This window comes from Streptococcus sp. M143, from assembly GCF_000162495.1.
Classification (GTDB): domain Bacteria; phylum Bacillota; class Bacilli; order Lactobacillales; family Streptococcaceae; genus Streptococcus; species Streptococcus dentisani.
The window spans coordinates 158,562-183,513 of sequence record NZ_GG730097.1; the positions used below are offsets into that span (position 1 = coordinate 158,562).

Sequence of the window (24,952 nt, forward strand, 5' to 3'; positions counted from 1 at the left end):
ACAATGGGCTTAACTTATCAAATGACAATGAAAATTCCTTTTGATATGGCGGATATGAACGGTCATATCAAACTTCCAGATGTGATTTTGCTGTCCTTGCAAGTATCAGGTATGCAGTCAATTGAGCTGGGAGTTAGCGACAAGGATGTTCTAGAACGTTACAATCTAGTCTGGATTATTACAGACTATGCGATTGACGTGGTACGCTTGCCTCGCTTTGCTGAGGAGATTACGATTGAAACAGAAGCATTGACTTACAATCGTCTTTTTTGCTACCGCCGTTTCACTATTTATGATGAAGCAGGTCAAGAAATCATTCGCATGGTAGCAACTTTTGTTCTTATGGACAGAGATAGTCGTAAAGTTCATGCTGTCGAACCTGAGATTGTTGCTCCTTATCAGTCTGAGTTTGATAAAAAACTCATCCGTGGGCCAAAGTATGCTAACCTAGAAGACCCGATCAGTAAAGACTACCATGTTCGTTTTTACGACTTGGATATGAATGGTCATGTTAATAATAGCAAATATTTGGATTGGATTTTTGAGGTCATGGGAGCAGATTTTTTGACCAAGTATATTCCAAAGAAAATCAATCTCAAATATGTCAAAGAAGTGCGACCAGGTGGTATGATTGCTTCAGCATATGAACTCAATGGATTAGAAAGCAAGCATGAGATCATCAGTGATGGCGAGATCAATGCCCAAGCTATGATTACATGGCAAGAAATTAAAGGCAATTAGAAAGGACGATATGGCTTATAAAGGTTATTTAATTGATTTAGACGGAACCATTTACAAGGGAAAAGACCGGATTCCCGCGGGTGAGGCTTTTGTCCATGAATTGCAAAAGCGAGAAATTCCCTATCTCTTTGTGACCAACAATACAACTCGTACTCCTGAGAGCGTTCAAGAGATGTTGGCTCAGAACTTTAATATCGACACGCCTCTTTCAACTGTCTACACGGCAACTCTAGCAACCATTGACTATATGAATGACTTGGGACTGGAGAAAACAGTCTATGTCATCGGAGAAGCAGGACTCAAGGATGCTATTCAGGCGGCTGGTTATGTCGAAGACAAGGAAAATCCTGCCTATGTGGTAGTTGGACTGGACTGGCAAGTCGACTATGAAAAATTTGCGACAGCGACTCTAGCCATTCAAAAGGGGGCTCACTTTATCGGAACCAATCCTGACCTCAATATCCCGACGGAACGTGGTCTTTTGCCTGGTGCTGGTTCACTAATTACACTTCTTGAAGTAGCAACACGAGTAAAACCAGTTTATATCGGGAAACCAAATGCTATCATTATGGACAAGGCGGTTGAGCACTTAGGTTTGAAAAGAGAAGAGTTGCTCATGGTTGGAGACAACTACCTGACAGATATCCGAGCAGGGATTGACAATGGTATTCCAACGCTCTTAGTGACAACAGGTTTTACCAAGGCAGAAGAAGTGGCTGACCTGCCAATCGCACCAACTCATGTAGTTTCTAGCCTTGCGGAGTGGAATTTTGATGAAAACTAAACTGACCTTTTGGGGAAGTATGCTTTTTTTCCTCTCCCTTTCTATTCTCTTAACCATTTATCTGGCATGGATTTTCTATCCTTTGGAGATTCAGTGGCTGAACTTAGCGGATCGAGTCTATCTAAAGTCCGAAACCATTCAGTACAACTTCCATATCTTGATGAATTACCTGACCAATCCTTTTAGTCAGGTCTTAGAGATGCCTGATTTTCGTTCGTCAGCGGCAGGCCTGCACCACTTTGCGGTGGTGAAGAATCTCTTCCACTTGGTTCAGCTAGTCACATTGGTGACACTACCATGTTTTTATATCTTTGTTAAAAAGATTGTAAAAAAAGGCTTTCTACCCCTCTATCGTAAAAGTATCCTGACTTTATTAGTTTTACCTCTGGTCATTGGGCTTCTGGGAGTGTTGATTGGTTTTGAGCAATTCTTTACTCTCTTTCATCAGATTCTCTTTGTGGGAGATGATACCTGGCTTTTTGATCCCGCAAAGGATCCCGTTATTTTGATTTTACCAGAGACTTTCTTCCTCCATGCTTTCCTTCTCTTCTTTGGCTTCTATGAAAGCTTCTTTGGCTTCCTTTATTTGAAAAGTCGTAGAATACTTTAATGTGTTGCATTGATAAAACAGAGATGAAGTTAAAAATTCTTACGAGGAGTGAATTAACTTCATTGGAATTGAGTAAATTGTTCGCATACAGTCTATTTTTCTAGAAAAAAATAGGCTTTTTTCTAGAAATTGCTAGTCAAGCGCTTTATTTTTTTGTATAATAAGAATAGCAAAGTATAGATAAAGAAGAGAAAAGCATGATTACACTATTTTTATCACCGAGCTGTACATCATGTCGTAAGGCAAAGGCCTGGTTAGAGACGCATAAGGTGCCCTTTCAAGAGCATAATATTATGACCAGTCCTTTAACAAGAAAAGAATTGCAACACATTCTTTCCTTGACCGAAAATGGTACTGATGACATCATTTCAACTCGTTCAAAAATTTTCCAAAAATTGGATATTGATGTAGAGAGTATTTCGGTATCGGAGTTGCTTCAGTTGATTGAGCAATATCCTAGTCTTTTGCGTCGCCCAATTATTATTGATACCAAACGCATGCAGATCGGTTTTAATGAAGATGAGATTCGTGCTTTTCTCCCTCGTAGTTACCGTAAACAAGAACTAAAAGAAGCAACATTGAGAGCTGGTATTGGATAGATGAACAAACAGTATAGTTACCCACTAGATTTGTCGTGGAGCACTGAAGAACTTGCTTCAGTGCTTTCTTTTTTTAATGATGTTGAAGCTGCCTATGAAGACAAGGTAGAAGCAAAAAAACTGCTAGAGTCTTACAAGGAATTTAAGTCTGTCGTTCCGAGCAAAAGTGAAGAAAAACGCCTAGGCCGCGAATTTGAGAAGGCTAGCGGTTATTCCTTCTATCATGCAGTTCAATTAGCAAAAGAAAAAAGAGAAGGGAAGATTTCTCTTGGAAACTAAATTTGAATTTGCCAAACAGATTGTGCAGGAAGCTGCTGCCTATATTTTGGCTCACATGAAAGAAGATTTGCAGGTCGAGCGAAAGTCTTCACCTACAGACTTGGTGACGCGTCTGGATAAGGAGGTTCAGGATCTCTTGGTTGATCGGATCAAGTCCTCCTATCCTGAGGACTTGATTTGTGCGGAAGAGGGCTGTTTACGTGCTGCAGTTGGTCAAGGTTCCGTTTGGGTGATTGATCCCATTGACGGTACCAATAACTTTGTCGCTCAGCAGGAAGATTTTGCCGTGATGTTGGCCTATTTTGAGGATGGTGTGGGCAAATTTGGCGTCATTTATGATGTTATGAAAGGTGATTGTTACCATGGTGGTGGTACCTTTCCTCCTTGCCGCAATAATGATCCCTTACCGCCTTTTAAAAAGAAACCTCTTCAAGAATTTTTAGTTGCCGGTAACTCAGGTATGTTTGAAAGCAATGAGTGGGGCTTGGCAGATTTAGGGCGAGCAGCGTTGGGTGTCCGTGTATATGGCAGTGCGGCCATTAGTTTTGCCAAGGTTTTATCGGGTCGTCTTTTGACTTATATTACCTATCTGCAGCCATGGGATTACGCTGCGGCCAGTATCTTAGGGGAAAGTCTGGGTTATCGCCTTCTTACGGTATCGGGTGAGCCCGCTGATTTTACAACGCGTCAGCCTGTCATGATGGTGCCAATCGAGATGCAAGAGGAGATTCAGTCTTATATCTACGAAAGGAAATAGAACTAAATGCAATTTCCAGAAGGATTTGTTGAAAAATATGAAGCGATACTAGAAGATGAGGCAAGAGACTTTCTTGCCTCTTTTAAACAAGAAGCAGTTTCGGCTTTTCGGGTCAATCCCTTAAAAGAAAGTCAGTTATCGTTTGCAGATGCTATTCCCCATACACCTTGGGGGTATTATGGCAAGGTTTCAGGGAAGTCACCAGAGCACGCGACAGGTCTTGTTTATTCGCAAGAGCCTGCAGCTCAAATGGTGGCCCAGGTAGCTCAACCAAGTCCTGGCATGAAGGTCTTGGACTTGGCGGCAGCACCAGGTGGAAAATCCACTCAACTAGCAGCTTATCTGGCTAATCAAGGAGTTCTTGTCTCCAACGAAATTTCAAGTAAGCGTGCTAAGATTTTAGTAGAAAATATGGAGCGATTTGGAGCGACAAACGTTGTTGTAACCAATGAATCTGCTGACCGCTTGGCCAAGGTTTTTAAAGGTTACTTTGATGTGATTGTCCTTGATGCACCTTGCTCGGGTGAAGGGATGTTTCGTAAGCAGCCAGATGCCATGGATTATTGGAGTACCGATTATCCTAGCCAATGTGCCAGTCTCCAAAGGGAAATTCTTGAAGATGCAGTGACCATGCTTGCTGAAGGTGGCCGTTTAGTTTATTCGACCTGTACTTGGGCACCAGAGGAAAATGAAGAAATCGTCCACTGGTTACTGGATACTTATGATTTTGAACTGCTTCCAGTCGAGCATGTGAACGGTATGGTAGCAGGAATTGATCTTCCTGAAACGGCGCGGATGTATCCTCATCATTTCAAGGGAGAAGGTCAGTTTGTTGCCCACTTGCATTTTAAGGGACAAAATCCAGAACCTAAATTCAAAGCTAGCAAAAGCAATCTCAGTCGTGAGCAACTGGCTTTGTGGCATGATTTTACCCAAAAACACTTGCGAGTCAATCTAACTGGTATCTTGCAGACTTTTGGAGATCAACTCTATCTCCTGCCCGAGATGCTACCTGATCTAGGGAAACTCAAAATTGCCCGAAATGGGCTCCATCTGGGTACTTTTAAGAAGAAACGCTTCGAACCAAGCTTTGCTCTGGGATTAGCCTTGAAACCAAGTCAAGTAAAACAAAGTGTCGAAATCAATGATGAGGACTTTGTAAAATATGTGGCTGGTGAGACTGTTCAATTGTCTGAAGCTCGACCAAATGGCTGGTACCAAGTTCTGGTTCAAGGAAACGGATTGGGCTTTGCCAAGGTAACGGGAAATGTTTTGAAAAATTATTATCCAAAAGGGCTCAGATTCAGGTGAAAAAGCTAGTCAAAGAGCCTATTCTATGTTATAGTGGAAGTATGAGTTTTTTCTGATAGTCTTTCATTATTACTTATATTATACGATGGAATTGTCCGCTCCTAAGAATGACTAGATAAAATAAAGCGGGACAATCATTGATGATTATTGGATGATCAGGACAAACGGAAGAAATCAGAACATTTATCATTATGTTCAAGGAGAATAACAGTGAAAAAAAGAAAAAAGCTCGTCCTATCCCTTGCGACTCTTTTGCTGGCAGGTTCTCTAGCAGGATGTGCAAGCTGGATTGATCGTGGAGAATCCATGACAGCCGTTGGTTCAACTGCTCTTCAGCCTCTTGTCGAAGCAGCAGCAGATGAATTCGGTTCTAGAAACATCGGAAAAACAGTCAATGTTCAAGGTGGAGGTTCGGGAACAGGACTTTCTCAGGTGCAGTCTGGAGCCGTCGATGTCGGGAATTCAGATGTGTTTGCTGAGGAAAAAGATGGAATTGATGCTTCAGCGCTTGTGGATCATAAGGTTGCAGTGGCTGGTCTTGCAGTGATTGTAAACAAGGAAGTGGATGTTGAAAATCTGACAACCGAGCAACTTCGCAAAATCTTTACAGGTGAAGTGACCAACTGGAAAGAAGTTGGGGGCAAAGACCTGGCAATTTCAATCATCAACCGAGCAGCAAGTTCTGGTTCACGGGCGACGTTTGATACGGTGGTTATGAATGGCCAAGCTGCAATGCAGAGCCAAGAGCAGGATTCTAACGGGATGGTCAAGTCGATTGTCTCCCAAACTCCAGGAGCCATTTCTTATCTTGCCTTTGCTTATGTAGATGACTCGGTCAAGACCATGAAGCTCAATGGTTATGAGCCTACGTCTGAAAATGTAACGACCAACAACTGGCCTTTGTGGTCTTATGAACATATGTACACACTTGGTCAGCCAAATGAGTTAGCTGCTGAATTCCTGAATTTCGTCCTCTCAGATGAAGCCCAAAATGGAATTGTTAAGGGCATGGGCTATATCTCCATCAATGAAATGAAAGTCCAAAAGGATGCTTCAGGTACCGTTACAGCAGTAGAAGGAGGTCAATAATGAATCAAGAAGAATTATCGAAAAAATTACTCTCTCCTTCAAAGAACTCTCGCCTTGAGAAGTTTGGTAAAGGTTTGACCTTCACTTGCCTTTCTTTGATTGTCATCATTGTGGCGATGATTTTGATTTTTGTAGCCCAAAAAGGTTTGTCGACCTTCTTTGTCAATGGGGTCAACATCTTTGATTTCCTCTTTGGACAAACTTGGAATCCTTCAGGGAAACAATTTGGTGCCCTTCCGATGATTTTGGGTTCCTTTATTGTGACGATTTTATCAGCCCTTATCGCAACACCCTTTGCTATTGGTGCGGCAGTCTTTATGACCGAAGTATCACCAAAGGGTGCAAAAATTTTGCAACCAGCCATTGAACTCCTCGTCGGTATTCCTTCAGTCGTCTATGGATTTATCGGTTTGCAAGTTGTGGTGCCTTTTGTTCGTAGCGTCTTTGGTGGAACTGGTTTTGGGATCTTGTCAGGGATTTTCGTTCTTTTTGTCATGATCTTACCAACTGTAACCTTTATGACAACAGACAGCTTGCGTGCTGTTCCTCGTCATTACCGTGAAGCCAGTTTGGCTATGGGAGCCACTCGTTGGCAAACCATCTGGCGTGTGACCTTGAAAGCAGCACGTTCAGGTATTTTTACTGCAGTGGTCTTTGGGATGGCGCGTGCCTTCGGTGAAGCCCTTGCTATTCAGATGGTGGTCGGAAACTCAGCAGTTATCCCAACCTCGTTAACAACACCAGCTGCGACCTTGACATCTGTATTGACTATGGGTATCGGAAATACTGTCATGGGAACGGTTGATAATAACGTTCTCTGGTCACTGGCCTTAGTCTTGCTCTTGATGAGTTTGGCCTTTAACAGTGTGATTAAATTGATTACGAAAGAAAGAGGAAAGAAAAACTATGCACGCTAAGAAATTAGATAAACTTGCAACAGCTGTCCTCTATACCATCGCGGGTATCATCGTTGCCATCTTGGCATCTTTGATTCTCTATATCTTGGTGAGAGGATTACCGCATATCTCTTGGTCCTTCTTGACAGGGAAATCCTCCTCTTATCAAGCAGGTGGGGGTATCGGGATTCAGCTCTACAATTCCTTCTTCCTTTTGGTCATTACCTTGATCATTTCTGTTCCGCTGTCTATGGGAGCTGGCGTTTTCCTCGCTGAGTATGCCAAAAAAGGACCTGTGACCAATTTTATTCGTACCTGTATTGAGATTTTGTCTTCTCTACCATCAGTCGTTGTGGGTCTCTTTGGTTACTTGATCTTTGTTGTCCAGTTTGAGTATGGATTTTCAATCATTTCAGGTGCCTTGGCCTTGACAGTCTTTAACCTCCCTCAGATGACTCGAAATGTTGAGGACAGTTTAAAACACGTTCACCATACACAACGTGAGGCTGGCTTAGCTCTTGGAATTTCTCGTTGGGAGACTGTAGTCCATGTCGTCATTCCAGAAGCCCTTCCAGGTATCGTAACGGGTGTTGTCTTGGCCTCTGGCCGAATCTTTGGTGAGGCCGCCGCTCTTATCTATACGGCAGGACAATCCGCTCCAGCCCTTGACTGGTCTAACTGGAATATCCTCAGTGTTACCAGCCCTATCTCAATCTTCCGTCAAGCAGAAACCTTGGCTGTCCACATCTGGAAGGTCAACAGTGAAGGAACCATTCCTGATGCTACCATTGTATCTGCTGGTTCTGCCGCCGTGCTCCTCATCTTTATCTTGATTTTTAACTTTGGTGCACGCAAACTCGGAAGCTATTTACACAAGAAATTAACCGCTGCCTAAAGGAGAAGCCATGTCAAAATATAACTGGGATGAAAAGCATATCATCACTTTCCCTGAAGAAAAAGTGGCCCTCTCTACCAAGGATTTACATGTTTACTATGGTAAAAATGAATCCATCAAGGGCATCGATATGCAATTTGAAAAAAATAAAATTACAGCCTTGATTGGTCCTTCTGGATCAGGGAAATCTACCTATCTTCGCAGTCTCAATCGGATGAATGATACTATTGATATTGCCAAGGTCACAGGTCAAATCCTCTACCGAGGGATTGACGTTAATCGTCCAGAAATCAATGTCTATGAGATGCGCAAGCATATCGGAATGGTCTTTCAACGTCCAAATCCATTTGCCAAGTCTATTTACCGCAACATCACATTTGCTCATGAACGTGCAGGTGTTAAGGACAAGAAAGTCCTTGACGAAATTGTAGAAACCTCTTTGAGACAGGCTGCCCTTTGGGATCAGGTCAAAGACGACCTCCACAAATCAGCCTTGATGCTTTCTGGAGGTCAGCAACAACGTCTCTGTATCGCTCGCGCCATCTCTGTTAAGCCATATATCCTCTTGATGGATGAACCGGCGTCAGCCTTGGATCCGATTGCGACAGCCCAACTGGAAGAAACCATGTTGGAATTAAAGAAGGATTTTACCATCATCATCGTTACCCACAGTATGCAACAGGCTGCGCGTGCAAGTGACTACACAGGATTTTTCTACCTGGGTGATTTGATTGAGTATGATAAGACATCCAATATTTTCCAAAATGCTAAGTTACAGTCAACCAATGACTATGTAACGGGACACTTTGGTTAGAAAGGAAATGGTATGTCAGAAGCGATTTTACAGGTGTCAGACCTGTCCGTTTATTACAATAAAAAGAAGGCCTTGAATAGTGTTTCCCTTTCTTTCCAGCCTAAGGAAATAACGGCCTTGATAGGTCCATCTGGATCAGGAAAGTCGACCCTACTCAAAGCCATCAACCGCATGGGCGATCTAAATCCTGAGGTGACAACAACTGGATCAGTGGTCTATAATGGTCACAATATCTACAGTCCTCGCACTGATACGGTTGAATTGCGTAAGGAAATCGGTATGGTCTTTCAACAGCCCAATCCCTTCCCTATGTCTATCTACGAAAATGTTGTCTATGGGCTACGTATCAATGGTGTTAAGGACAAGCAAGTTCTTGATGAAGCAGTAGAAAAGGCCTTGCAACGTGCTTCTATCTGGGATGAAGTAAAGGATCGTTTGCATGATTCGGCCATTGGTCTCTCAGGTGGACAACAACAACGTGTTTGTGTTGCTCGTGTCTTAGCAACCAGTCCTAAAATTATCCTCTTAGATGAACCAACTTCAGCTTTGGATCCTATTTCTGCAGGTAAGATTGAGGAAACCTTGTATGGTCTGAAAGATAAATACACCATGCTCTTGGTAACGCGTTCGATGCAACAAGCCTCTCGTATCTCTGATAAAACAGGATTTTTCCTAGATGGGGATTTGATCGAGTTTAACGATACGAAGAAGATGTTCCTAGACCCACAAAACAAGGAAACAGAAGATTATATTACAGGAAAATTTGGATAAGGAGTTGAATGATGTTACGATCTCAATTTGAAGAAGATTTGGAGAAATTGCACAACCAGTTCTATGCTATGGGACAAGAAGTGCTCTCGCAGATCAATCGTACAGTGCGTGCCTTTGTTACGCATGACCGTGACTTGGCAAAAGAAGTCATCGAAGACGATGCAGAAGTAAATGAATATGAAGTGAAGTTGGAAAAGAAATCATTTGAAATGATTGCCCTTCAACAACCTGTTTCGCAAGACCTTCGTACAGTCTTGACCGTTCTCAAGGCAGTTTCTGACGTGGAACGCATGGGAGATCATGCAGTGTCTATCGCTGAGGCGACCATTCGTATGAAGGGGGAGCAACGTATCCCTTCTGTTGAAGAAGAAATCAAAAAGATGGGACGAGACGTGAAAAACTTCGTCGAAGCAGCTCTAGATCTCTACCTGAACGGTTCTGTGGATCAAGCCTACGAAGTGGCGGCTATGGATGAAAAAATCAACCATTACTTTGATAGCATCCGTGATTTGGCTACAGAAGAAATTAGGAAAAATCCTGAAGCTATCGTTACAGGTCGTGATTACTTCCAAGTCATTTCTTTCTTGGAGCGTATCGGAGACTACGCTAAAAATATCTGTGAATGGGTTGTTTACTTTGAAACAGGTAAGATTGTGGAACTATAAGAAACGGTTTAAATATACAGAAGAAAAGGCTGATTAAAATAAATCAGTCTTCTTTTTTATGAAAAGAATAGTTTTATAATCAAAATCTCTAAAAGGGTTGACAACTATTTTTAAAAGAGTTATAATTATTCAGAATTAACAGAAAGGTCGTTTATTTATGAAATTCAAGAAATGGATATTAGTTGTTTGTAGCATGCTTGCCAGCATGGTTTTGGTAGCTTGCCAGTCAGGAACAGATAGTTCCCAGTCTGCTGTGGACGCTATTAAACAAAAAGGAAAGCTAGTCGTTGCGACCAGTCCAGACTATGCACCGTTTGAATTCCAAGCCTTGGTAGATGGTAAAAACCAAGTGGTTGGGGCAGATATTGATATGGCTCAAGCGATTGCGGATGAGCTTGGGGTTAAACTTGAAATCTCTAGCATGAGTTTTGACAATGTCTTGACCAGTCTTCAAACTGGAAAGGCTGACTTGGCCATTGCAGGAATTAGTGCTACAGATGAAAGAAAGGAAGTCTTTGACTTTTCAATCCCTTACTATGAAAACAAAATGAGTTTCTTGGTTAGAAAAGCCGATTTAGACAAATACAAGGATCTTACAAGCCTCGCAAGTGCCAATATCGCAGCTCAAAAGGGAACTGTGCCAGAAACCATGGTCAAGGAACAATTGCCAAATGCCCAGTTGACATCCTTGGCCAATATGGGTGAAGCCGTCAATGAATTGCAGGCTGGAAAAGTGGATGCTGTTCATATGGATGAACCAGTTGCTCTTAGCTACGCAGGTAAAAATTCAGATCTTGTCGTTGCATCTGTTAACTTGACGATGAAAGATGGCGAAGCCAATGCCGTTGCTATCAAGAAGAATCAGTCAGACTTGAAAGCTGTAGTCGATAAGGTTATCCAAAAACTGAAAGATGACGGAACCTATCAAACTTATCTTGAAAAAGCAGCGAAACTAACAGAAGTTGAACAATAAGAAAAAGCAGAGTTGGACTTTAATCCAACTCTGTTTTTATGTATTCTAATAGCTCTTCTAGATTTTCAAGAGTGACTTTGGCAAACTGATAAGGGCAGGCATCCAAATAAGCCTTCTCAAAAAAGTCTAGTTTGAGTGAGCTATGCTTTAAACTGGCGATTTTAGGATAGCGTCTCAAATCAAGGAGAAGGCCATCGTGTAAAGGATAGTGGGGCAAGGGACAGGTGTTTTCTTCAAGCACTTTCTTTATCTGAGTCTGATAGTTCTCTTGAAGGCTCAATCGAGCCAGTCGATTTTTTTCAAATAACTGGCTATCGATGTAAAGAGAAAGAGCCTTTTGCATGATGAGATTGCTGTCATAGTCCAGGATATTTTTGTAGGAAACAAAGGCCTCTTTTAGGGCATTTGGGAGAATGAGAGCAGTAATACGAAGGGCTGGAAAGAGACTGGTTGAGAAGGACTTGATATAAATGACCCTATCCTCAGTATCCAGATAGTGGAAGGTTTGTCCCTTTTTAGAGTCTAAGTCACCTAGATAATCATCCTCGACGATATATACACCATACTGATTTGCTAGATCCAAAATATCCCTTTTTTCCTGATCAGAATAGGAATGGCCAAGAGGATAGTGGAAGCGAGGAATGGTATAGAAAAACTTGATTTTCCCAGATTTAAACTGTTCTTCTAGTTCTTCAAGGTCAATCCCATCGATTCGGCGTTCAATGGTCCTGTAGGCCAATCCCTGGGCGACCAAGAGGCGGTTCATCCGATGATAGGTAGGCTGTTCGACCAAAATCTCAGCTCCCTCGCTCGGAAAGTCAATCTGAGAAAGGATAAAGAGAGCTTGCTGGGTACCAGATGTTAGAACCAGTTGATCGGGTTTGCAGTAGAGGGCTTGGTTGAAAAGGAGTTGATGGACAGATTGTCTGAGTTCCTCAAGGCCTTCTTGGTTGTCATAGTAGTTGAAGAGGTAGTTTTCTCGGCCTATCAGGGTTTCATTGACACAGATTCGGAAGTCGTCATAGGCACTGGCATGTTCGTCAGTGACTTCGATTTCCAAGTCTTGGTGCTGTCCTTGTTCTAGAACATAGTAGCCACTTTGGGGTTTGGCATAGAGGTATTGTTCATGGCGTAATTCCAGTAGGGCTCGTTGGATAGTGTCCTTGCTACAGTGGAAGTCTTGGCTCAATTGACGGATGGAGGGAAGCCGGCTACCTGTTGGAAATTTTCCTGATTCGATACCTTTTTTGAGAAAGGAAACGACTGCTTGGTATTTACTTTCTTTCTTCATTCCAGACCTCCGTTGATTTTGTTACATTGTACCTTTTTTTTGCCTGCTTGGCAATGGGAAAATCATTTCTCCCTTTCACAACTAGGAGCAAATGTGGTATACTTAGAAAGTATGATGATTCATTGAAAAGAAGATAAGAAAGAGAATGGATAGAAAAGTGCAGGAACCGGTTAAATTATTTCAATACAATACTCTAGGTGCCCTAATGGCAGGTCTCTATGGCGGAACCATGACAGTGGGAGAATTGCTGGAACATGGTGATCTTGGTTTGGGGACTTTGGATTCGATTGACGGGGAGTTGATTGTCCTTGATGGCAAAGCTTATCAAGCCAAGGGGTCTGGTCAAACGCCTGAAATCGTTGAAGTGGCAGCGGATGCCCTTATTCCCTATGCAGCAGTGGTTCCTCATCAGGCAGAAGTGATTTTTCGTCAGCGCTTTGAGATGACGGATAAGGAATTAGAAAAGCGGATTGAGTCCTACTATGATGGGGAAAATCTTTTTCGTTCCATCAAGATTCATGGCGAATTTTCACAAATGCATGTGCGGATGATTCCTAAATCCACACCTGATACCAAGTTTGCTGATGTCGCGACTCACCAACCTGAATATAGCCGTGAAAATGTATCGGGAACCATTGTTGGATTTTGGACACCGGAGATTTTCCATGGAGTGAGTGTTGCAGGCTACCATTTGCATTTTATCTCAGATGATTTGACCTTTGGTGGGCATGTGATGGACTTTGTTATCAAAGAAGGAATGATCGAGGTTGGGGCAGTCGACCAGTTGGACCAACGTTTTCCAGTCCAAGATCGCCAGTATTTATTTGCCAAATTTAACGTTGACGAGATGAAGAAAGATATTGATAAGTCAGAATAGGAGAAAAAGATGACAATACATATTATCCTCACCATGATCGCTTTGGTTCTCATTCTAGTAAGTGGAACTTGGTATGCCAAAAAACGGTTTAAAATCTCTCTTGCAGTGATGGGCTTGGGGGCAATCACATTTTTTGTTTCTTCTCAAGTGTTAGAGAAGATGGTTCACCTTCTGGTACTCCATCCGCAAAAAGATGGAACCATTCCGCTTATGCAGGAGCAGCCTTTCTTATATGTCCTTTATGGAATCGCTATGGCGGCCCTCTTTGAGGAAACAGCTCGTCTTGTCTTTTTTAAATGGTTGGAGAAAAAGAGAAAGCTAGAAGATCGAGATGCTTTGGCTTATGGTTTGGGACATGGGGGCTTGGAGTTGCTCTATCTTGGGATGGGAAGCTTGATCAGTTTGTTGATCCTCTTTTCACTCATCCAGTCCTCAAATACTGATGTGGCTAATCTTCTTCCAAAGACAACACTCGAAACGGTTCAGTCTCTTTCTGTGTGGCAGGTTTATTTACTAGGAGTTGAGCGTGTGCTTGCTCTGGTTCTGCAAATTGGTCTCTCTATCTGGGTCTATCAAAGTGTTCGTAAAAAGAAATGGATCTACCTCCTTGCTGCCTATGGTTTGCATGCCTTGTTTGACTTGGCTCCAGCCTTATCTCAGGTAGGCTGGATTGCAAATCCACTTGTAGTGGAGGGCATTCTTCTTGTAGAAGTACTGGCCTTTGTCTGGCTTACAAAATCTACATTTTGGAAAAAATCATCATAAAAAGAGGTTCACCTCTTTTTTTATGCAATGCTTTGATGCTTCCATTTTTCGGTTCGTCAAAAGCCTTTAAAAATGGTATAATGAAATGACTTTACAAAAGGATGAGAGATATGACATTAGTAACTAAAATACAAGAACAATTAGAAGGAATCGATATTCGTTTTAAGGAACCTTTGAAGACCTATACCTATACAAAGGTAGGAGGTCGAGCGGATTATCTAGTTTTGCCACGCAATCGCTATGAGATGGCCCGTGTCGTCCAATTTGCGAATCAAGAAAATATTCCTTGGATGGTGCTTGGGAATGCCAGCAATATCATTGTTCGTGAAGGTGGAATCCGTGGTTTTGTCATCTTGTGTGATAAGCTTAATAACGTTTCGGTTGATGGCTATACCATCGAAGCGGAAGCAGGAGCGAACTTGATTGAAACGACACGTATTGCCCTCCGTCATAGTTTGACTGGTTTTGAGTTTGCTTGTGGGATTCCTGGAAGCATCGGTGGAGCTGTCTTTATGAATGCGGGTGCCTATGGAGGAGAGATTGCTCATATCTTGCAGTCTTGTCAAATTTTGACCAAGGAAGGGGAAATCGAGACCTTATCTGCCAAGGATTTGGCTTTTGGTTACCGTCATTCAGCTATTCAGGATTCTGGGGCTGTTGTTTTGTCAGCTAAATTTGCCCTAGCTCCAGGGAATCATCAGATTATCAAGCAAGAAATGGACCGCTTGACGCACCTACGTGAACTTAAACAACCATTAGAATATCCATCATGTGGTTCAGTCTTTAAGCGTCCAGTGGGGCATTTTGCAGGTCAGTTGATCTCAGAGGCTGGCTTGAAAGGCTATCGTATCGGTGGTGTGGAAGTATCTGAAAAGCATGCCGGTTTTATGATCAATGTTGCTGACGGAACGGCCAAAGACTATGAAGACTTGATCCAATCTGTTATTGAAAAAGTCAAGGAACACTCAGGTGTCACTCTTGAAAGAGAAGTCCGAATCTTGGGCGAGAAGGAATAAGGTTGGGGTAGAAAAGTTGCTACTATAACCATTGTAAAGGGGGTGAAAGCCTATCGTTAGTGAAGATGTATGTAGGCAGTTCAATCTCCTACACGAGGTAGTAGCGGCCTGACAGAGCCCTGATCTGTTAATTTATGAAAAAGAAGGAATTTGTGACAATTGAAAAAACCAATTATTGAATTCAAAAACGTCTCTAAAGTTTTTGAAGACAGCAACACCAAGGTTCTCAAAGACATTAACTTTGAGTTGGAAGAAGGAAAGTTCTATACCTTACTAGGCGCATCTGGTTCAGGAAAATCAACCATCCTAAACATCATTGCAGGTTTACTGGATGCGACGACAGGAGATATTTTACTGGATGGGGTACGGATCAACGACATCCCAACCAACAAGCGAGACGTCCATACGGTCTTCCAATCCTATGCCTTGTTTCCACATATGAATGTGTTTGAAAATGTTGCCTTTCCTCTCCGCTTGCGTAAAATCGACAAGAAAGAAATCGAGCAGCGTGTAGCGGAAGTTCTCAAGATGGTTCAGCTGGAAGGTTATGAAAAACGTTCCATCCGTAAACTCTCTGGAGGACAACGTCAGCGTGTAGCCATTGCCCGTGCCATCATCAACCAACCTCGTGTGGTTTTGTTGGATGAGCCTTTGTCAGCGCTGGACTTGAAATTGCGAACGGACATGCAGTACGAACTACGTGAACTGCAACAACGATTGGGGATTACCTTTGTCTTTGTCACTCACGATCAGGAAGAAGCTCTTGCCATGAGTGACTGGATTTTCGTTATGAACGATGGTGAGATTGTTCAGTCTGGAACGCCAGTGGACATCTACGATGAGCCGATCAACCATTTTGTTGCCACCTTTATCGGTGAGTCCAATATCTTGCCAGGAACCATGATTGAGGACTACTTGGTTGAGTTTAACGGAAAACGCTTTGAAGCGGTCGATGGTGGGATGAAGCCAAATGAACCTGTTGAGGTTGTTATTCGTCCAGAGGACTTGCGGATTACCCTTCCTGAAGAAGGCAAGCTCCAAGTTAAGGTCGATACCCAGCTCTTCCGTGGGGTTCACTACGAGATTATCGCCTATGATGAGCTTGGTAATGAATGGATGATTCACTCAACTCGTAAGGCCATTGTGGGTGAGGAAATCGGTCTGGACTTTGAACCAGAAGACATTCACATCATGCGTCTCAATGAAACAGAAGAAGAGTTCGATGCTCGTATCGAAGAATACGTAGAAATCGAAGAGCAAGAAGCAGGTCTGATTAACGCGATCGAGGAGGAAAGAGATGAAGAAAACAACCTCTAAACTCTTTGTAGTGCCCTACATGCTTTGGATTGCCCTCTTTGTTCTCGCACCCTTGGTCTTGATTTTTGGACAATCCTTTTTCAACATTGAAGGGCAGTTTAGTTTAGAAAACTATAAATCCTACTTTGCATCACAAAACTTGACCTATCTTAAAATGAGTTTTAACTCAGTGCTCTATGCAGGGATTGTGACCCTAGTGACGCTACTCATCAGTTATCCAACAGCCCTCTTTTTGACTCGTCTTAAGCACCGTCAGCTCTGGCTCATGCTGATTATCCTGCCGACATGGATTAATTTGCTCCTCAAGGCCTACGCCTTTATCGGAATTTTTGGTCAAAATGGCTCCATTAACCAATTCTTGGAATTCATCGGAATCGGTTCGCAGCAGTTGCTCTTTACGGATTTCTCCTTTATCTTTGTCGCAAGCTACATCGAGCTTCCATTTATGATTTTGCCGATTTTCAATGTCTTGGATGATATGGATAACAATCTCATCAATGCCAGCTATGACCTCGGTGCAACCAAGTGGGAAACCTTCCTTCATGTTATCTTCCCTCTGTCGATGAATGGGGTGAGAAGTGGGGTTCAGTCAGTCTTTATCCCAAGTTTGAGTCTTTTCATGCTGACACGTTTGATTGGTGGGAACCGTGTTATCACCTTGGGGACAGCCATTGAGCAGAACTTCCTAACCAATGACAACTACGGTATGGGTTCAACCATCGGTGTGATTCTCATCCTGACCATGTTTCTCACTATGTGGGTGACCAAGGAAAGGAGAGAACGATGAAAAAATTTGCCGATCTCTACCTAGCCTTTGTCTTTATCATCCTTTATTTGCCAATTTTTTACTTGATCGGCTATGCCTTTAATGCTGGCGATGATATGAACAGCTTTACAGGCTTTAGCTTGAGCCATTTTAAAACTATGTTTGGTGATGGCCGTCTCATGTTGATCCTCACCCAAACCTTTTTCTTGGCCTTTTTATCAGCCTTGATTGCGACCATTATCGGGACTTTTGGTGCTATCTATATCTATCAGTCACGAAAGAAATACCAAGAAGCCTTTCTATCTTTTAATAATATTTTGATGGTTGCGCCTGACGTTATGATTGGTGCTAGCTTCTTGATTCTCTTTACACAGCTTAAGTTTTCACTTGGATTTTTTACGGTTCTATCTAGCCACGTGGCCTTTTCCATCCCTATCGTAGTCTTGATGGTCTTGCCACGTCTCAAGGAGATGAATGATGACATGATCCATGCGGCTTATGACCTTGGTGCCAGCCAGTTTCAGATGTTTAAGGAAATCATGCTTCCTTACCTGACTCCGTCTATCATTGCAGGTTATTTCATGGCCTTCACCTATTCGCTAGATGACTTTGCCGTGACCTTCTTTGTAACGGGAAATGGCTTTTCAACCCTATCCGTTGAGATTTACTCTCGTGCTCGTAAGGGGATTTCCCTAGAAATCAATGCCCTGTCTGCCCTTGTCTTTCTCTTTAGTATTATCCTAGTCGTAGGTTATTACTTTATCTCACGTGAGAAGGAGGAACAAGCATGAAAAAACTCTATTCATTTTTAGCTGGAATTGTAGCAATTATCCTTGTCTTGTGGGGAATTGCGACTCATTTAGATAGTAAAATCAATAGCCGAGATAGTCAAAAACTGGTTATTTACAACTGGGGGGACTATATCGATCCCGAACTCTTGGAGAAATTCACAGAAGAAACTGGAATCCAAGTCCAGTACGAGACCTTTGACTCCAATGAAGCCATGTATACCAAAATCAAGCAGGGCGGAACAACCTACGATATTGCCATTCCTAGTGAATACATGATCAACAAGATGAAGGACGAAGACCTCTTGGTCCCTCTGGATTATTCAAAAATTGAAGGCATCGAAAATATCGGACCTGAGTTCCTCAACCAGTCTTTTGACCCAGGCAATAAATTCTCCATCCCATATTTCTGGGGGACCTTGGGAATTGTCTACAATGAAACCATGGTAGATGAGGCGCCTGAGCATTGGGATGACCTCTGGAAGCCAGAGTACAAGAATTCCATCATGCTCTTTGATGGGGCGCGTGAGGTGCTGGGACTCGGACTTAACTCACTTGGTTACAGCCTCAACTCTAAGGATCCTCAGCAGTTGGAAGAGACAGTAGACAAACTCTACAAATTGACTCCAAATATCAAGGCCATTGTAGCCGACGAGATGAAAGGTTACATGATTCAGAACAATGCGGCCATCGGTGTGACCTTCTCAGGAGAAGCCAGCCAAATGTTGGAGAAAAATCCTAACCTCAAGTATGTCGTTCCGACTGAGGCCAGCAATCTCTGGTTTGATAACATGGTCATTCCAAAAACCGTGAAAAACCAAGAGGCAGCCTATGCCTTTATCAACTTTATGTTGAAACCTGAAAATGCTCTCAAAAATGCGGAGTATGTAGGCTACTCAACACCGAACCTACCAGCCAAGGAAATGCTCCCAGAGGAGACTCGTGAGGACAAATCCTTCTATCCAGACGCTGATACTATGAAACACCTAGAAGTTTATGAGAAGTTTGACCATAAATGGACAGGCAAATATAGCGACCTCTTCCTACAATTTAAGATGTATAGGAAGTAGGAGTTAGCAGACACGAAACGAATCAGTCAAGCTGATTCGTTTTTTCGTTCTTAAAAAAATTAATATTTGGGCTTGGCAAAAGGAATTTTAGTGATAAAATAGTATCCTTTATACATTTAGGAGGAATAAAAAAAGTATGTGATTAATTTGGTATTCAGAAATGAAAACTCTTACAAAATATGGTATACTAATAGTAGTTTCCAATAGGTTATATCTAGTGCTTGTTATAGGTTTACATACAAGATATGGGGTATAGATACCTATCTACCTCGAGAGAGGCCGGAAACTCTTTAGCCTTGTTCACTCTCTATCTCCTTTGTGTATAGCTACCTATCTACCTCGCGAGGGGCCGGAAACAATTCTATATCGACATCAGAGCTTTCCGCTCCACAGTGTATATCTCCCTATCTACCCCGAGAGGGGCCGGAAACGGAACAGGAACATAAGGTTTGATTACAACGTATGGTTTTGTATAGCTCCCTATCAACCTCGAGAGGGGCCGGAAACTCGTAGTATTTAACCCAACCAGTTTGCATAGAGCCGGTATATCTCCCTATCTTTCTCGCGAGGGGCCGGAAACAGGTAGCGCTCAAAGTTCTTGTTCAATCGGTCATTCGTATAGCCCCCTATCTCCCTCGAGAGGGGCTGGAAACAGAAAAATCAATGCTTTGAACAAATTTAAGCATAAGTATATCCACCTATCTCCCTCGCGAGGGGCCGGAAACTTGTTCGTTCATGCTGCTTTCTCCATTTTTTCTGTTTTTGTATAGATACCGATCTACCTTGAGAGGGGCCGGAAACAAGAAATCGTATCCGATTTTCATTTGTGGGTATGGCAGTATAGACTCCTATTTACCCTGCGAGGGGCCGGAAACAATCAATTCCTGCTTATTCATCTTCCAACTCCTTTTATAACTACCTATCTACCTCGAGAGGGGCCGGAAACGTTGATGTTGAAGTAGTTCCAATTTGAGACTTCCCGTATAAGAACCTATCCACCTCGCGAGGGGCCGGAAACGTAGAATATCTGACGGTGATGCAAGTGAGCGATTCTGTATAAGAACCTATCCACCTCGAGAGGGGCCGGAAACTGTTCAACCCAATTCCTTTCGTTAAATTTCTTTTTGTATAAGAACCTATCTACCTCGAGAGGGGACGGAAACACGTCTTTCAAATCAAATACTTCGTATAGTTCCGTATAAGAACCTATCTACCTCAAGAGGGGCCGGAAACGCACCAAGTACATGTGTATCTGTAAATGCCATATTTCGTGTAGAACAATCTATTCGCCCCGCGAGGGGCCGGAAACTAAAGATTATGTGGATTATCATGATTTTCGAATTTTTATAAGAACCTATCCACCTCGAGAGGGGCCGGAAACTATTTTTTCTATCGAATCTATAGGGTAGCTAAAATAAAGTATAAGAACCTATCTACCTCGAGAGTGGCCGGAAATGGATAAGAGCCATCAGACTCCTCCCACCACCATCCGTATAGATACCTTATCTACCTCGAGAGGGGACGGAAGCTAATACCATTTACCGTCGGTATGTTTAAGCCAACGTGTATGGCCACCTATCAACCTCGCGAGGGGCCGGAAACATAAACCGCACTTATTTTTCGTTAATTTCCATTTTGTATAGCTACCTATCTACCTCGAGAGGGGCCGGAAACGATTGAAAATCGCCAGAAATATTAAAGAAAATTTCGTATAGCTACCTATCTACCTCGCGAGGGGACAGTTTCATAAGGGAAAAGAATTCCAAAAGTAAAAGAAAAAGCGCTCATGAGAAACCAAAAGCGCAATTGTATCAATAAAGGAGGCATATGAAACGCATCGAACTATTATTTAAGCGGATTGACCAATCACCGAGCGACCTATCTACAAAATTCCAAGGTTTTCTTATGGAAAACTTGGAACCAGACTATGTGACTTGGCTACATGAGCAGGAGACCAACCCCTACTCACTAAAAATCATCCATCAAAAGGACAAGACCCTATGGTCCCTTCATCTCCTGACGGATGAGGCTGTCAAGCAGATTTTGCCAGTTCTATTGGAGCTCAAGAAAGTAGAACTTCATGATTTACCAACTCTCATGGTAGAGTCTCTGTCCATGCAAGATCTCAGTTCGGAGCAACTCTTTGAGTTTTTTAATGAAAACCAAGATCGGTCACTCTACACTATACATTTTCAAACTCCAACAGGATTTCGCTCTCAGGGAGAGTACGTGCTCTTTCCGACCATGCGTCTCATCTTTCAGAGTTTGATGATGAAGTATGCACGTCTGGTCGAGAATCGTCAGGACATTGAAGAGGAAACCCTGGACTACTTGGTCAAGCATAGTAGGGTTACCAGCTATCGATTGGAATCCAGCTATTTTAAAGTCCATGGCAAAAAAATACCTGGTTTCAGGGGGAAATTGACCTTTAAGATTACAGGTCCAAATACCTTGAAAGCTTATGCTAATATGCTTCTAAAATTTGGGGAGTACTCAGGTCTCGGTATGAAAACTAGCTTAGGGATGGGAGGTTTAGAACTTGAAGAAAGAAAAGATTGATTTAGTTTATGGATCGCTTTTGCACGCTATCGGCAAGGTGATTCAAGGTTCCAGGTGTGATGAGAAAGACCTGGGTACCATTGGGTCCGAATGGTTTAGACGCTTTTCGGATAATGAAAAGATAGCCCAGCAGATAGCCAAGGCGACTTCTAGTGATTTGCCGAAGGACTTAGCTCCTGATAGTTTGGTCTATATCACGTCAGCTGCTGCAAAGATTGCTTCAGGTTTAAAAGGAGCAGCAGACACTCATGGAGGTAAAGAAGATTTCCTAAGCAAACAATCGGATATCTTCAATGTATTTTCAGATAGCCCTAGTAAGCGTTATCTTGATGTGCGTCCATTAGAGCTTGACGGGGAACCAAACTATGCTAAGGAATCGAGTGAGCCTTCTGACCAGTCAGATTATGACTTGATAGTAGAGACCTTAGAAAAAGAGTTTGAGAGATTGGACTTTAGCCAATCTGAGATATATACCCTTTTGAATCTCCTTGAGTCTACTCTTTCCTATGTGCCTGTTTCGACAAGAACCAAGGAATTATCGGATATTTCTCTAGCAACCTACAGTCGTCTGACAGCTGGCTTTGCCCTAGCTATAGAGGACTATTTAGCAGACAAGAATTGCCGTGACTATGAGAAGGTACTGGGGCAAGATTTAGAAGCTTTTTATAGCGAGAAGGCCTTTTTATTAGCAAGTTTTGACTTGTCAGGGATTCAAGACTTTATCTACAATATCGCAACGGCTGGAGCAGCCAAGCAACTAAAAGCACGTTCCTTGTATCTAGATTTTATGGGGGAACATATCGCTGACAACTTACTGGAGAAGTTAGAGCTTACGAGGGCTAATCTTCTCTACGTTGGTGGAGGGCACGCCTACTTTATCCTTCCAAACACCGAAAAAACTAGAGAGAGCTTGGCTCACTTTGAAGCAGAATTCAATGAGTTTTTGGTCAAGCATTTCCAGACAGGTCTATACGTAGCATTTGGTTGGAGTCCATTTTCTGCCAATGATATGACAACGACACTGGTCGACTATCGTAAAGTCTACCAAACAACCAGTCGTATGATTTCCCAAAAGAAAATTTCTCGTTACGATGCCAAAACTCTGCTTGAACTCAACCAAGGAGGAAAAAGCTCCCAGAAAGAATGTGCAATTTGTCACTCAGTCGAAAAGCTTACCAAGTATAAAGATCAAGAGGTCTGCCATATCTGTGCAGGGATGTATCGCTTTGCCAAGGAAATACAAGAAAACTACTATATTGTGACAAAAGAAAAAGGCCTGCCGATAGGTCCGGGAGCCTATATTAGTGGTATTTCAAAAGCCGACCTTGCCAATGAAGAGTGGGACCGTATTTATGTAAAGAATAGCTATAGTACAGATATCCTAAAAGCAACCCATGTCTTTGTCGGAGATTACAAGTATGATGAGATTTACGAGTACGCCAAATTATCTCAGGATAGTGAAACTGGACAAGGGATTAAGCGATTAGCAGTTGTTCGACTAGATGTGGATGATCTTGGAGCAGCCTTTATGGCTGGATTCTCCTATCAAGATGGTGGCAAATATAATACTCTGGCACGCTCGGCAACCTTCTCTAGAAGTATGAGTCTCTTCTTTAAGGTCTATATCAACCAGTTTGCGAAGGAGAAAAAACTATCGATCATTTATGCCGGTGGAGATGATGTATTTGCTATCGGTTCTTGGCAGGATATTATTGAGTTTACTATTTGTCTCCGACAAAACTTTATCAAGTGGACAAATGGCAAATTAACCCTATCAGCAGGAATCGGCCTCTTTCCAGATAAAACTCCAGTTAGCCTCATGGCTGAAGAAACTGGTAAGCTAGAAGGAGCAGCAAAGGATAACGACAAGGATAGTATTTCCCTTTTTAAAGCAGGTAATACCTTGAAGTTGGACCAATCTTTTGGCAATGTTGATTCTGAAAGAAATTATACATTGAAGTTCGACCAATTTATTGACAATGTCTATAATGGGAAACTGAAGAGCATTCGTTACTACTTTAATATTCAAGATGAGCGAGGAAAGAGTTTTGTATATAGACTTATTGAGCTCCTTCGCAACTACGATCGTATGAATATTGCTCGATTAGCCTATTATTTGACGCGCTTAGAAGATCAAACTTCTAAGGATAAAAAAGAAGAGTTTAAAGAGTTTAAAGATTTATTCTTTTCTTGGTATACAGGTAGCGATAATGAACGTAAGGAAGCAGAGATAGCTTTACTTCTATATATTTATGAGATTAGAAAGGATTCATAGATGGCAATTTTAACAGATGATAATTACGTAGATAAGGCAGAAAAAACCATTAAAAATTTAGTAACTGATAAGCGTAATTTTAAAAATAAAAATTCAGATGTTCTATCCATGAGTAAACTACGAAACTTATTGAGTTTAACGAGTACCCTCTTTGATGAAAGTAAGGTCCGTGAGTACGAAGAATTAAAGGATAAGATTGCCTATTTGAGGGTCCAATTCGTCTATCAATCAGGCCGTGAAGAGGCGGTACTGGACTTAGTTCAAAAAGGTGAGATTTTACCAATTTTAAAAGAAATTAATAGTAGGGAAAGTCTCCAACGTTTTTGTCGCTATATGGAAGCGCTAGTAGCTTATTTTAAATTTTATGGAGGAAAAGATTAATGGCATTTGCAAAAATTAAAGTAACAGCACAAATCCGTCTAGAGACAGGACTTCATATTGGGACAAGCAATGCTTTTGCGGCGATTGGTGCTACGGACTCACCTGTGATTAAAGATCCAATTACAAACTTACCCATTATTCCAGGATCTAGTATCAAAGGGAAAATGCGTATCCTTTTGGCAAGAGTATATAATACTAAATTAGCAGAAAAACCAGGAGAAGATGGGGAAATTATTAGTCGTCTCTTTGGGAATAGTTCAGACAAAAACTATAAAGTAGGAAGACTCATCTTTAGAGATGCCTTTCTAACTAACAAAAAGGATTTAGATTCACGAGCTGTCAAAGGTTATACTGAAGTTAAGTTTGAAAATACTATTGATCGTATCACTGCTGAAGCAAATCCAAGGCAAATTGAACGTGCTATCCGAGACAGTATCTTTGGATTTGAGCTGATCTATGAGGTGACAGACAAGAGTCAAGCTCAAGTAGAAGAAGACTTCAAAGTGATTCTTGATGGATTAAAACTGTTGGAACTTGATTATTTAGGTGGTTCAGGTTCTCGTGGATATGGTAAAGTTGTTTTTGAGGATCTTAAAGCAAATACAGTTTTCGGAAACTATGATGTTAGTAGATTGAATGAACTTTTAACTACGGAGGTCTAGT

The 24,952-nt window shown here is 42.1% G+C and carries 26 protein-coding genes; 25 read left to right on the forward strand and 1 reads right to left on the reverse strand.

Annotated elements, in window-relative coordinates; all coding sequences use genetic code 11:
- Window positions 1-3: 3 nt before the first annotated feature.
- The 14 genes from HMPREF0850_RS07455 (at window position 4) to HMPREF0850_RS07520 (ending at window position 11,184) form a co-directional block, all read left to right on the forward strand.
- Window positions 4-741, forward strand: coding sequence for an acyl-[acyl-carrier-protein] thioesterase (locus tag HMPREF0850_RS07455; protein WP_000524809.1), 738 nt, complete (start codon window positions 4-6; stop codon window positions 739-741).
- Window positions 742-751: 10 nt separating this feature from the next.
- Entirely contained in the window at window positions 752-1,525 is a 774-nt protein-coding gene (locus HMPREF0850_RS07460) for a TIGR01457 family HAD-type hydrolase (RefSeq protein WP_000323530.1), read from the forward strand.
- Entirely contained in the window at window positions 1,515-2,135 is a 621-nt protein-coding gene (locus HMPREF0850_RS07465) for a TIGR01906 family membrane protein (protein ID WP_000850607.1), read from the forward strand. The genes HMPREF0850_RS07460 and HMPREF0850_RS07465 overlap by 11 nt, the downstream gene beginning before the upstream one ends.
- Window positions 2,136-2,332: 197 nt before the next feature.
- Window positions 2,333-2,734: a Spx/MgsR family RNA polymerase-binding regulatory protein gene (locus HMPREF0850_RS07470; protein WP_000631261.1), complete on the forward strand. Its 402-nt coding sequence runs from the start codon at window positions 2,333-2,335 to the stop codon at window positions 2,732-2,734.
- Window positions 2,735-3,013 (forward strand): UPF0223 family protein, encoded by a 279-nt coding sequence (locus HMPREF0850_RS07475; RefSeq protein ID WP_001041967.1) that lies wholly within the window; start codon window positions 2,735-2,737, stop codon window positions 3,011-3,013.
- A complete protein-coding gene (locus HMPREF0850_RS07480) occupies window positions 3,003-3,770 on the forward strand; it encodes an inositol monophosphatase family protein (protein WP_000448235.1) in 768 nt (255 codons plus the stop codon). Before HMPREF0850_RS07475 ends, HMPREF0850_RS07480 begins: the two co-directional genes overlap by 11 nt.
- 6 nt (window positions 3,771-3,776) lie before the next feature.
- On the forward strand, window positions 3,777-5,081 hold the full coding sequence (locus HMPREF0850_RS07485) for an RsmF rRNA methyltransferase first C-terminal domain-containing protein (RefSeq protein WP_001160233.1): 1,305 nt from the start codon (window positions 3,777-3,779) through the stop codon (window positions 5,079-5,081).
- Window positions 5,082-5,291: 210 nt separating this feature from the next.
- Window positions 5,292-6,170 (forward strand): phosphate ABC transporter substrate-binding protein PstS, encoded by an 879-nt coding sequence (locus HMPREF0850_RS07490; RefSeq protein ID WP_000746353.1) that lies wholly within the window; start codon window positions 5,292-5,294, stop codon window positions 6,168-6,170.
- On the forward strand, window positions 6,170-7,087 hold the full coding sequence (gene pstC, locus HMPREF0850_RS07495; RefSeq protein ID WP_001070951.1) for a phosphate ABC transporter permease subunit PstC: 918 nt from the start codon (window positions 6,170-6,172) through the stop codon (window positions 7,085-7,087). Before HMPREF0850_RS07490 ends, pstC begins: the two co-directional genes overlap by 1 nt.
- Window positions 7,077-7,961 (forward strand): phosphate ABC transporter permease PstA, encoded by an 885-nt coding sequence (gene pstA / locus HMPREF0850_RS07500; protein WP_000543050.1) that lies wholly within the window; start codon window positions 7,077-7,079, stop codon window positions 7,959-7,961. Before pstC ends, pstA begins: the two co-directional genes overlap by 11 nt.
- 10 nt (window positions 7,962-7,971) lie before the next feature.
- Window positions 7,972-8,775 (forward strand): phosphate ABC transporter ATP-binding protein PstB, encoded by an 804-nt coding sequence (gene pstB / locus HMPREF0850_RS07505; RefSeq protein ID WP_000049852.1) that lies wholly within the window; start codon window positions 7,972-7,974, stop codon window positions 8,773-8,775.
- Window positions 8,776-8,787: 12 nt separating this feature from the next.
- Entirely contained in the window at window positions 8,788-9,546 is a 759-nt protein-coding gene (pstB, locus tag HMPREF0850_RS07510) for a phosphate ABC transporter ATP-binding protein PstB (RefSeq protein WP_001287329.1), read from the forward strand.
- 11 nt (window positions 9,547-9,557) lie between these two features.
- Complete coding sequence (gene phoU, locus HMPREF0850_RS07515; protein ID WP_000946469.1) at window positions 9,558-10,211, forward strand: phosphate signaling complex protein PhoU; 654 nt, start codon at window positions 9,558-9,560, stop codon at window positions 10,209-10,211.
- 157 nt (window positions 10,212-10,368) lie between these two features.
- Window positions 10,369-11,184, forward strand: a complete 816-nt coding sequence (locus HMPREF0850_RS07520; protein ID WP_009013941.1) for an ABC transporter substrate-binding protein — start codon at window positions 10,369-10,371, stop codon at window positions 11,182-11,184.
- A gap of 19 nt (window positions 11,185-11,203) precedes the next feature.
- On the opposite strand, the gene HMPREF0850_RS07525 is transcribed toward HMPREF0850_RS07520, so the two are convergent.
- Entirely contained in the window at window positions 11,204-12,475 is a 1,272-nt protein-coding gene (locus HMPREF0850_RS07525) for an aminotransferase-like domain-containing protein (RefSeq protein WP_000712260.1), read from the reverse strand.
- 145 nt (window positions 12,476-12,620) lie between these two features.
- Here HMPREF0850_RS07525 and budA point away from each other — a divergent pair, with 145 nt between their 5' ends.
- From budA to csm3, 11 genes are all read left to right on the forward strand, one after another.
- Window positions 12,621-13,352 carry an acetolactate decarboxylase gene (gene budA, locus HMPREF0850_RS07530; RefSeq protein WP_000375405.1) on the forward strand — a complete coding sequence of 244 codons (732 nt, stop codon included), beginning with the start codon at window positions 12,621-12,623 and terminating at the stop codon, window positions 13,350-13,352.
- A gap of 9 nt (window positions 13,353-13,361) precedes the next feature.
- Complete coding sequence (locus HMPREF0850_RS07535; RefSeq protein WP_000152246.1) at window positions 13,362-14,117, forward strand: YhfC family intramembrane metalloprotease; 756 nt, start codon at window positions 13,362-13,364, stop codon at window positions 14,115-14,117.
- A 110-nt stretch (window positions 14,118-14,227) separates the two neighbouring features.
- Complete coding sequence (murB, locus tag HMPREF0850_RS07540; protein WP_000177104.1) at window positions 14,228-15,133, forward strand: UDP-N-acetylmuramate dehydrogenase; 906 nt, start codon at window positions 14,228-14,230, stop codon at window positions 15,131-15,133.
- A 159-nt stretch (window positions 15,134-15,292) separates the two neighbouring features.
- Window positions 15,293-16,450, forward strand: a complete 1,158-nt coding sequence (locus HMPREF0850_RS07545) for an ABC transporter ATP-binding protein (protein ID WP_000742901.1) — start codon at window positions 15,293-15,295, stop codon at window positions 16,448-16,450.
- Window positions 16,431-17,237, forward strand: coding sequence for an ABC transporter permease (locus tag HMPREF0850_RS07550; RefSeq protein WP_000754113.1), 807 nt, complete (start codon window positions 16,431-16,433; stop codon window positions 17,235-17,237). The genes HMPREF0850_RS07545 and HMPREF0850_RS07550 overlap by 20 nt, the downstream gene beginning before the upstream one ends.
- The gene (locus HMPREF0850_RS07555; RefSeq protein ID WP_000712666.1) at window positions 17,234-18,007 is read left to right on the forward strand and encodes an ABC transporter permease; all 774 of its coding nucleotides are present in this window, start codon (window positions 17,234-17,236) and stop codon (window positions 18,005-18,007) included. The genes HMPREF0850_RS07550 and HMPREF0850_RS07555 overlap by 4 nt, the downstream gene beginning before the upstream one ends.
- Window positions 18,004-19,074 (forward strand): ABC transporter substrate-binding protein, encoded by a 1,071-nt coding sequence (locus tag HMPREF0850_RS07560; RefSeq protein WP_000737949.1) that lies wholly within the window; start codon window positions 18,004-18,006, stop codon window positions 19,072-19,074. Before HMPREF0850_RS07555 ends, HMPREF0850_RS07560 begins: the two co-directional genes overlap by 4 nt.
- Window positions 19,075-20,901: 1,827 nt before the next feature.
- Complete coding sequence (gene cas6 / locus HMPREF0850_RS07565) at window positions 20,902-21,633, forward strand: CRISPR-associated endoribonuclease Cas6 (protein ID WP_000821018.1); 732 nt, start codon at window positions 20,902-20,904, stop codon at window positions 21,631-21,633.
- Complete coding sequence (cas10, locus tag HMPREF0850_RS07570; RefSeq protein ID WP_000711728.1) at window positions 21,614-23,908, forward strand: type III-A CRISPR-associated protein Cas10/Csm1; 2,295 nt, start codon at window positions 21,614-21,616, stop codon at window positions 23,906-23,908. The genes cas6 and cas10 overlap by 20 nt, the downstream gene beginning before the upstream one ends.
- Window positions 23,909-24,289 carry a type III-A CRISPR-associated protein Csm2 gene (gene csm2, locus HMPREF0850_RS07575; RefSeq protein ID WP_000996502.1) on the forward strand — a complete coding sequence of 127 codons (381 nt, stop codon included), beginning with the start codon at window positions 23,909-23,911 and terminating at the stop codon, window positions 24,287-24,289.
- Window positions 24,289-24,951: a type III-A CRISPR-associated RAMP protein Csm3 gene (gene csm3, locus HMPREF0850_RS07580; protein ID WP_000852936.1), complete on the forward strand. Its 663-nt coding sequence runs from the start codon at window positions 24,289-24,291 to the stop codon at window positions 24,949-24,951. Before csm2 ends, csm3 begins: the two co-directional genes overlap by 1 nt.
- Window position 24,952 lies beyond the last annotated feature (1 nt).

What these genes read in the sequence shown, in the direction of transcription:
- HMPREF0850_RS07455 (WP_000524809.1), top strand. Translation starts at nt 4, where the DNA reads ATGGGCTTAACTTATCAAATGACAATGAAAATTCCTTTTGATATGGCG.
- HMPREF0850_RS07460 (WP_000323530.1), top strand. Translation starts at nt 752, where the DNA reads ATGGCTTATAAAGGTTATTTAATTGATTTAGACGGAACCATTTACAAG.
- HMPREF0850_RS07465 (WP_000850607.1), top strand. Translation starts at nt 1,515, where the DNA reads ATGAAAACTAAACTGACCTTTTGGGGAAGTATGCTTTTTTTCCTCTCC.
- HMPREF0850_RS07470 (WP_000631261.1), top strand. Translation starts at nt 2,333, where the DNA reads ATGATTACACTATTTTTATCACCGAGCTGTACATCATGTCGTAAGGCA.
- HMPREF0850_RS07475 (WP_001041967.1), top strand. Translation starts at nt 2,735, where the DNA reads ATGAACAAACAGTATAGTTACCCACTAGATTTGTCGTGGAGCACTGAA.
- HMPREF0850_RS07485 (WP_001160233.1), top strand. Translation starts at nt 3,777, where the DNA reads ATGCAATTTCCAGAAGGATTTGTTGAAAAATATGAAGCGATACTAGAA.
- pstC (WP_001070951.1), top strand. Translation starts at nt 6,170, where the DNA reads ATGAATCAAGAAGAATTATCGAAAAAATTACTCTCTCCTTCAAAGAAC.
- pstA (WP_000543050.1), top strand. Translation starts at nt 7,077, where the DNA reads ATGCACGCTAAGAAATTAGATAAACTTGCAACAGCTGTCCTCTATACC.
- pstB (WP_000049852.1), top strand. Translation starts at nt 7,972, where the DNA reads ATGTCAAAATATAACTGGGATGAAAAGCATATCATCACTTTCCCTGAA.
- pstB (WP_001287329.1), top strand. Translation starts at nt 8,788, where the DNA reads ATGTCAGAAGCGATTTTACAGGTGTCAGACCTGTCCGTTTATTACAAT.
- phoU (WP_000946469.1), top strand. Translation starts at nt 9,558, where the DNA reads ATGTTACGATCTCAATTTGAAGAAGATTTGGAGAAATTGCACAACCAG.
- HMPREF0850_RS07520 (WP_009013941.1), top strand. Translation starts at nt 10,369, where the DNA reads ATGAAATTCAAGAAATGGATATTAGTTGTTTGTAGCATGCTTGCCAGC.
- HMPREF0850_RS07525 (WP_000712260.1), bottom strand. Translation starts at nt 12,475, where the DNA reads ATGAAGAAAGAAAGTAAATACCAAGCAGTCGTTTCCTTTCTCAAAAAA.
- budA (WP_000375405.1), top strand. Translation starts at nt 12,621, where the DNA reads ATGGATAGAAAAGTGCAGGAACCGGTTAAATTATTTCAATACAATACT.
- HMPREF0850_RS07535 (WP_000152246.1), top strand. Translation starts at nt 13,362, where the DNA reads ATGACAATACATATTATCCTCACCATGATCGCTTTGGTTCTCATTCTA.
- murB (WP_000177104.1), top strand. Translation starts at nt 14,228, where the DNA reads ATGACATTAGTAACTAAAATACAAGAACAATTAGAAGGAATCGATATT.
- HMPREF0850_RS07550 (WP_000754113.1), top strand. Translation starts at nt 16,431, where the DNA reads ATGAAGAAAACAACCTCTAAACTCTTTGTAGTGCCCTACATGCTTTGG.
- HMPREF0850_RS07555 (WP_000712666.1), top strand. Translation starts at nt 17,234, where the DNA reads ATGAAAAAATTTGCCGATCTCTACCTAGCCTTTGTCTTTATCATCCTT.
- HMPREF0850_RS07560 (WP_000737949.1), top strand. Translation starts at nt 18,004, where the DNA reads ATGAAAAAACTCTATTCATTTTTAGCTGGAATTGTAGCAATTATCCTT.
- cas6 (WP_000821018.1), top strand. Translation starts at nt 20,902, where the DNA reads ATGAAACGCATCGAACTATTATTTAAGCGGATTGACCAATCACCGAGC.
- csm2 (WP_000996502.1), top strand. Translation starts at nt 23,909, where the DNA reads ATGGCAATTTTAACAGATGATAATTACGTAGATAAGGCAGAAAAAACC.
- csm3 (WP_000852936.1), top strand. Translation starts at nt 24,289, where the DNA reads ATGGCATTTGCAAAAATTAAAGTAACAGCACAAATCCGTCTAGAGACA.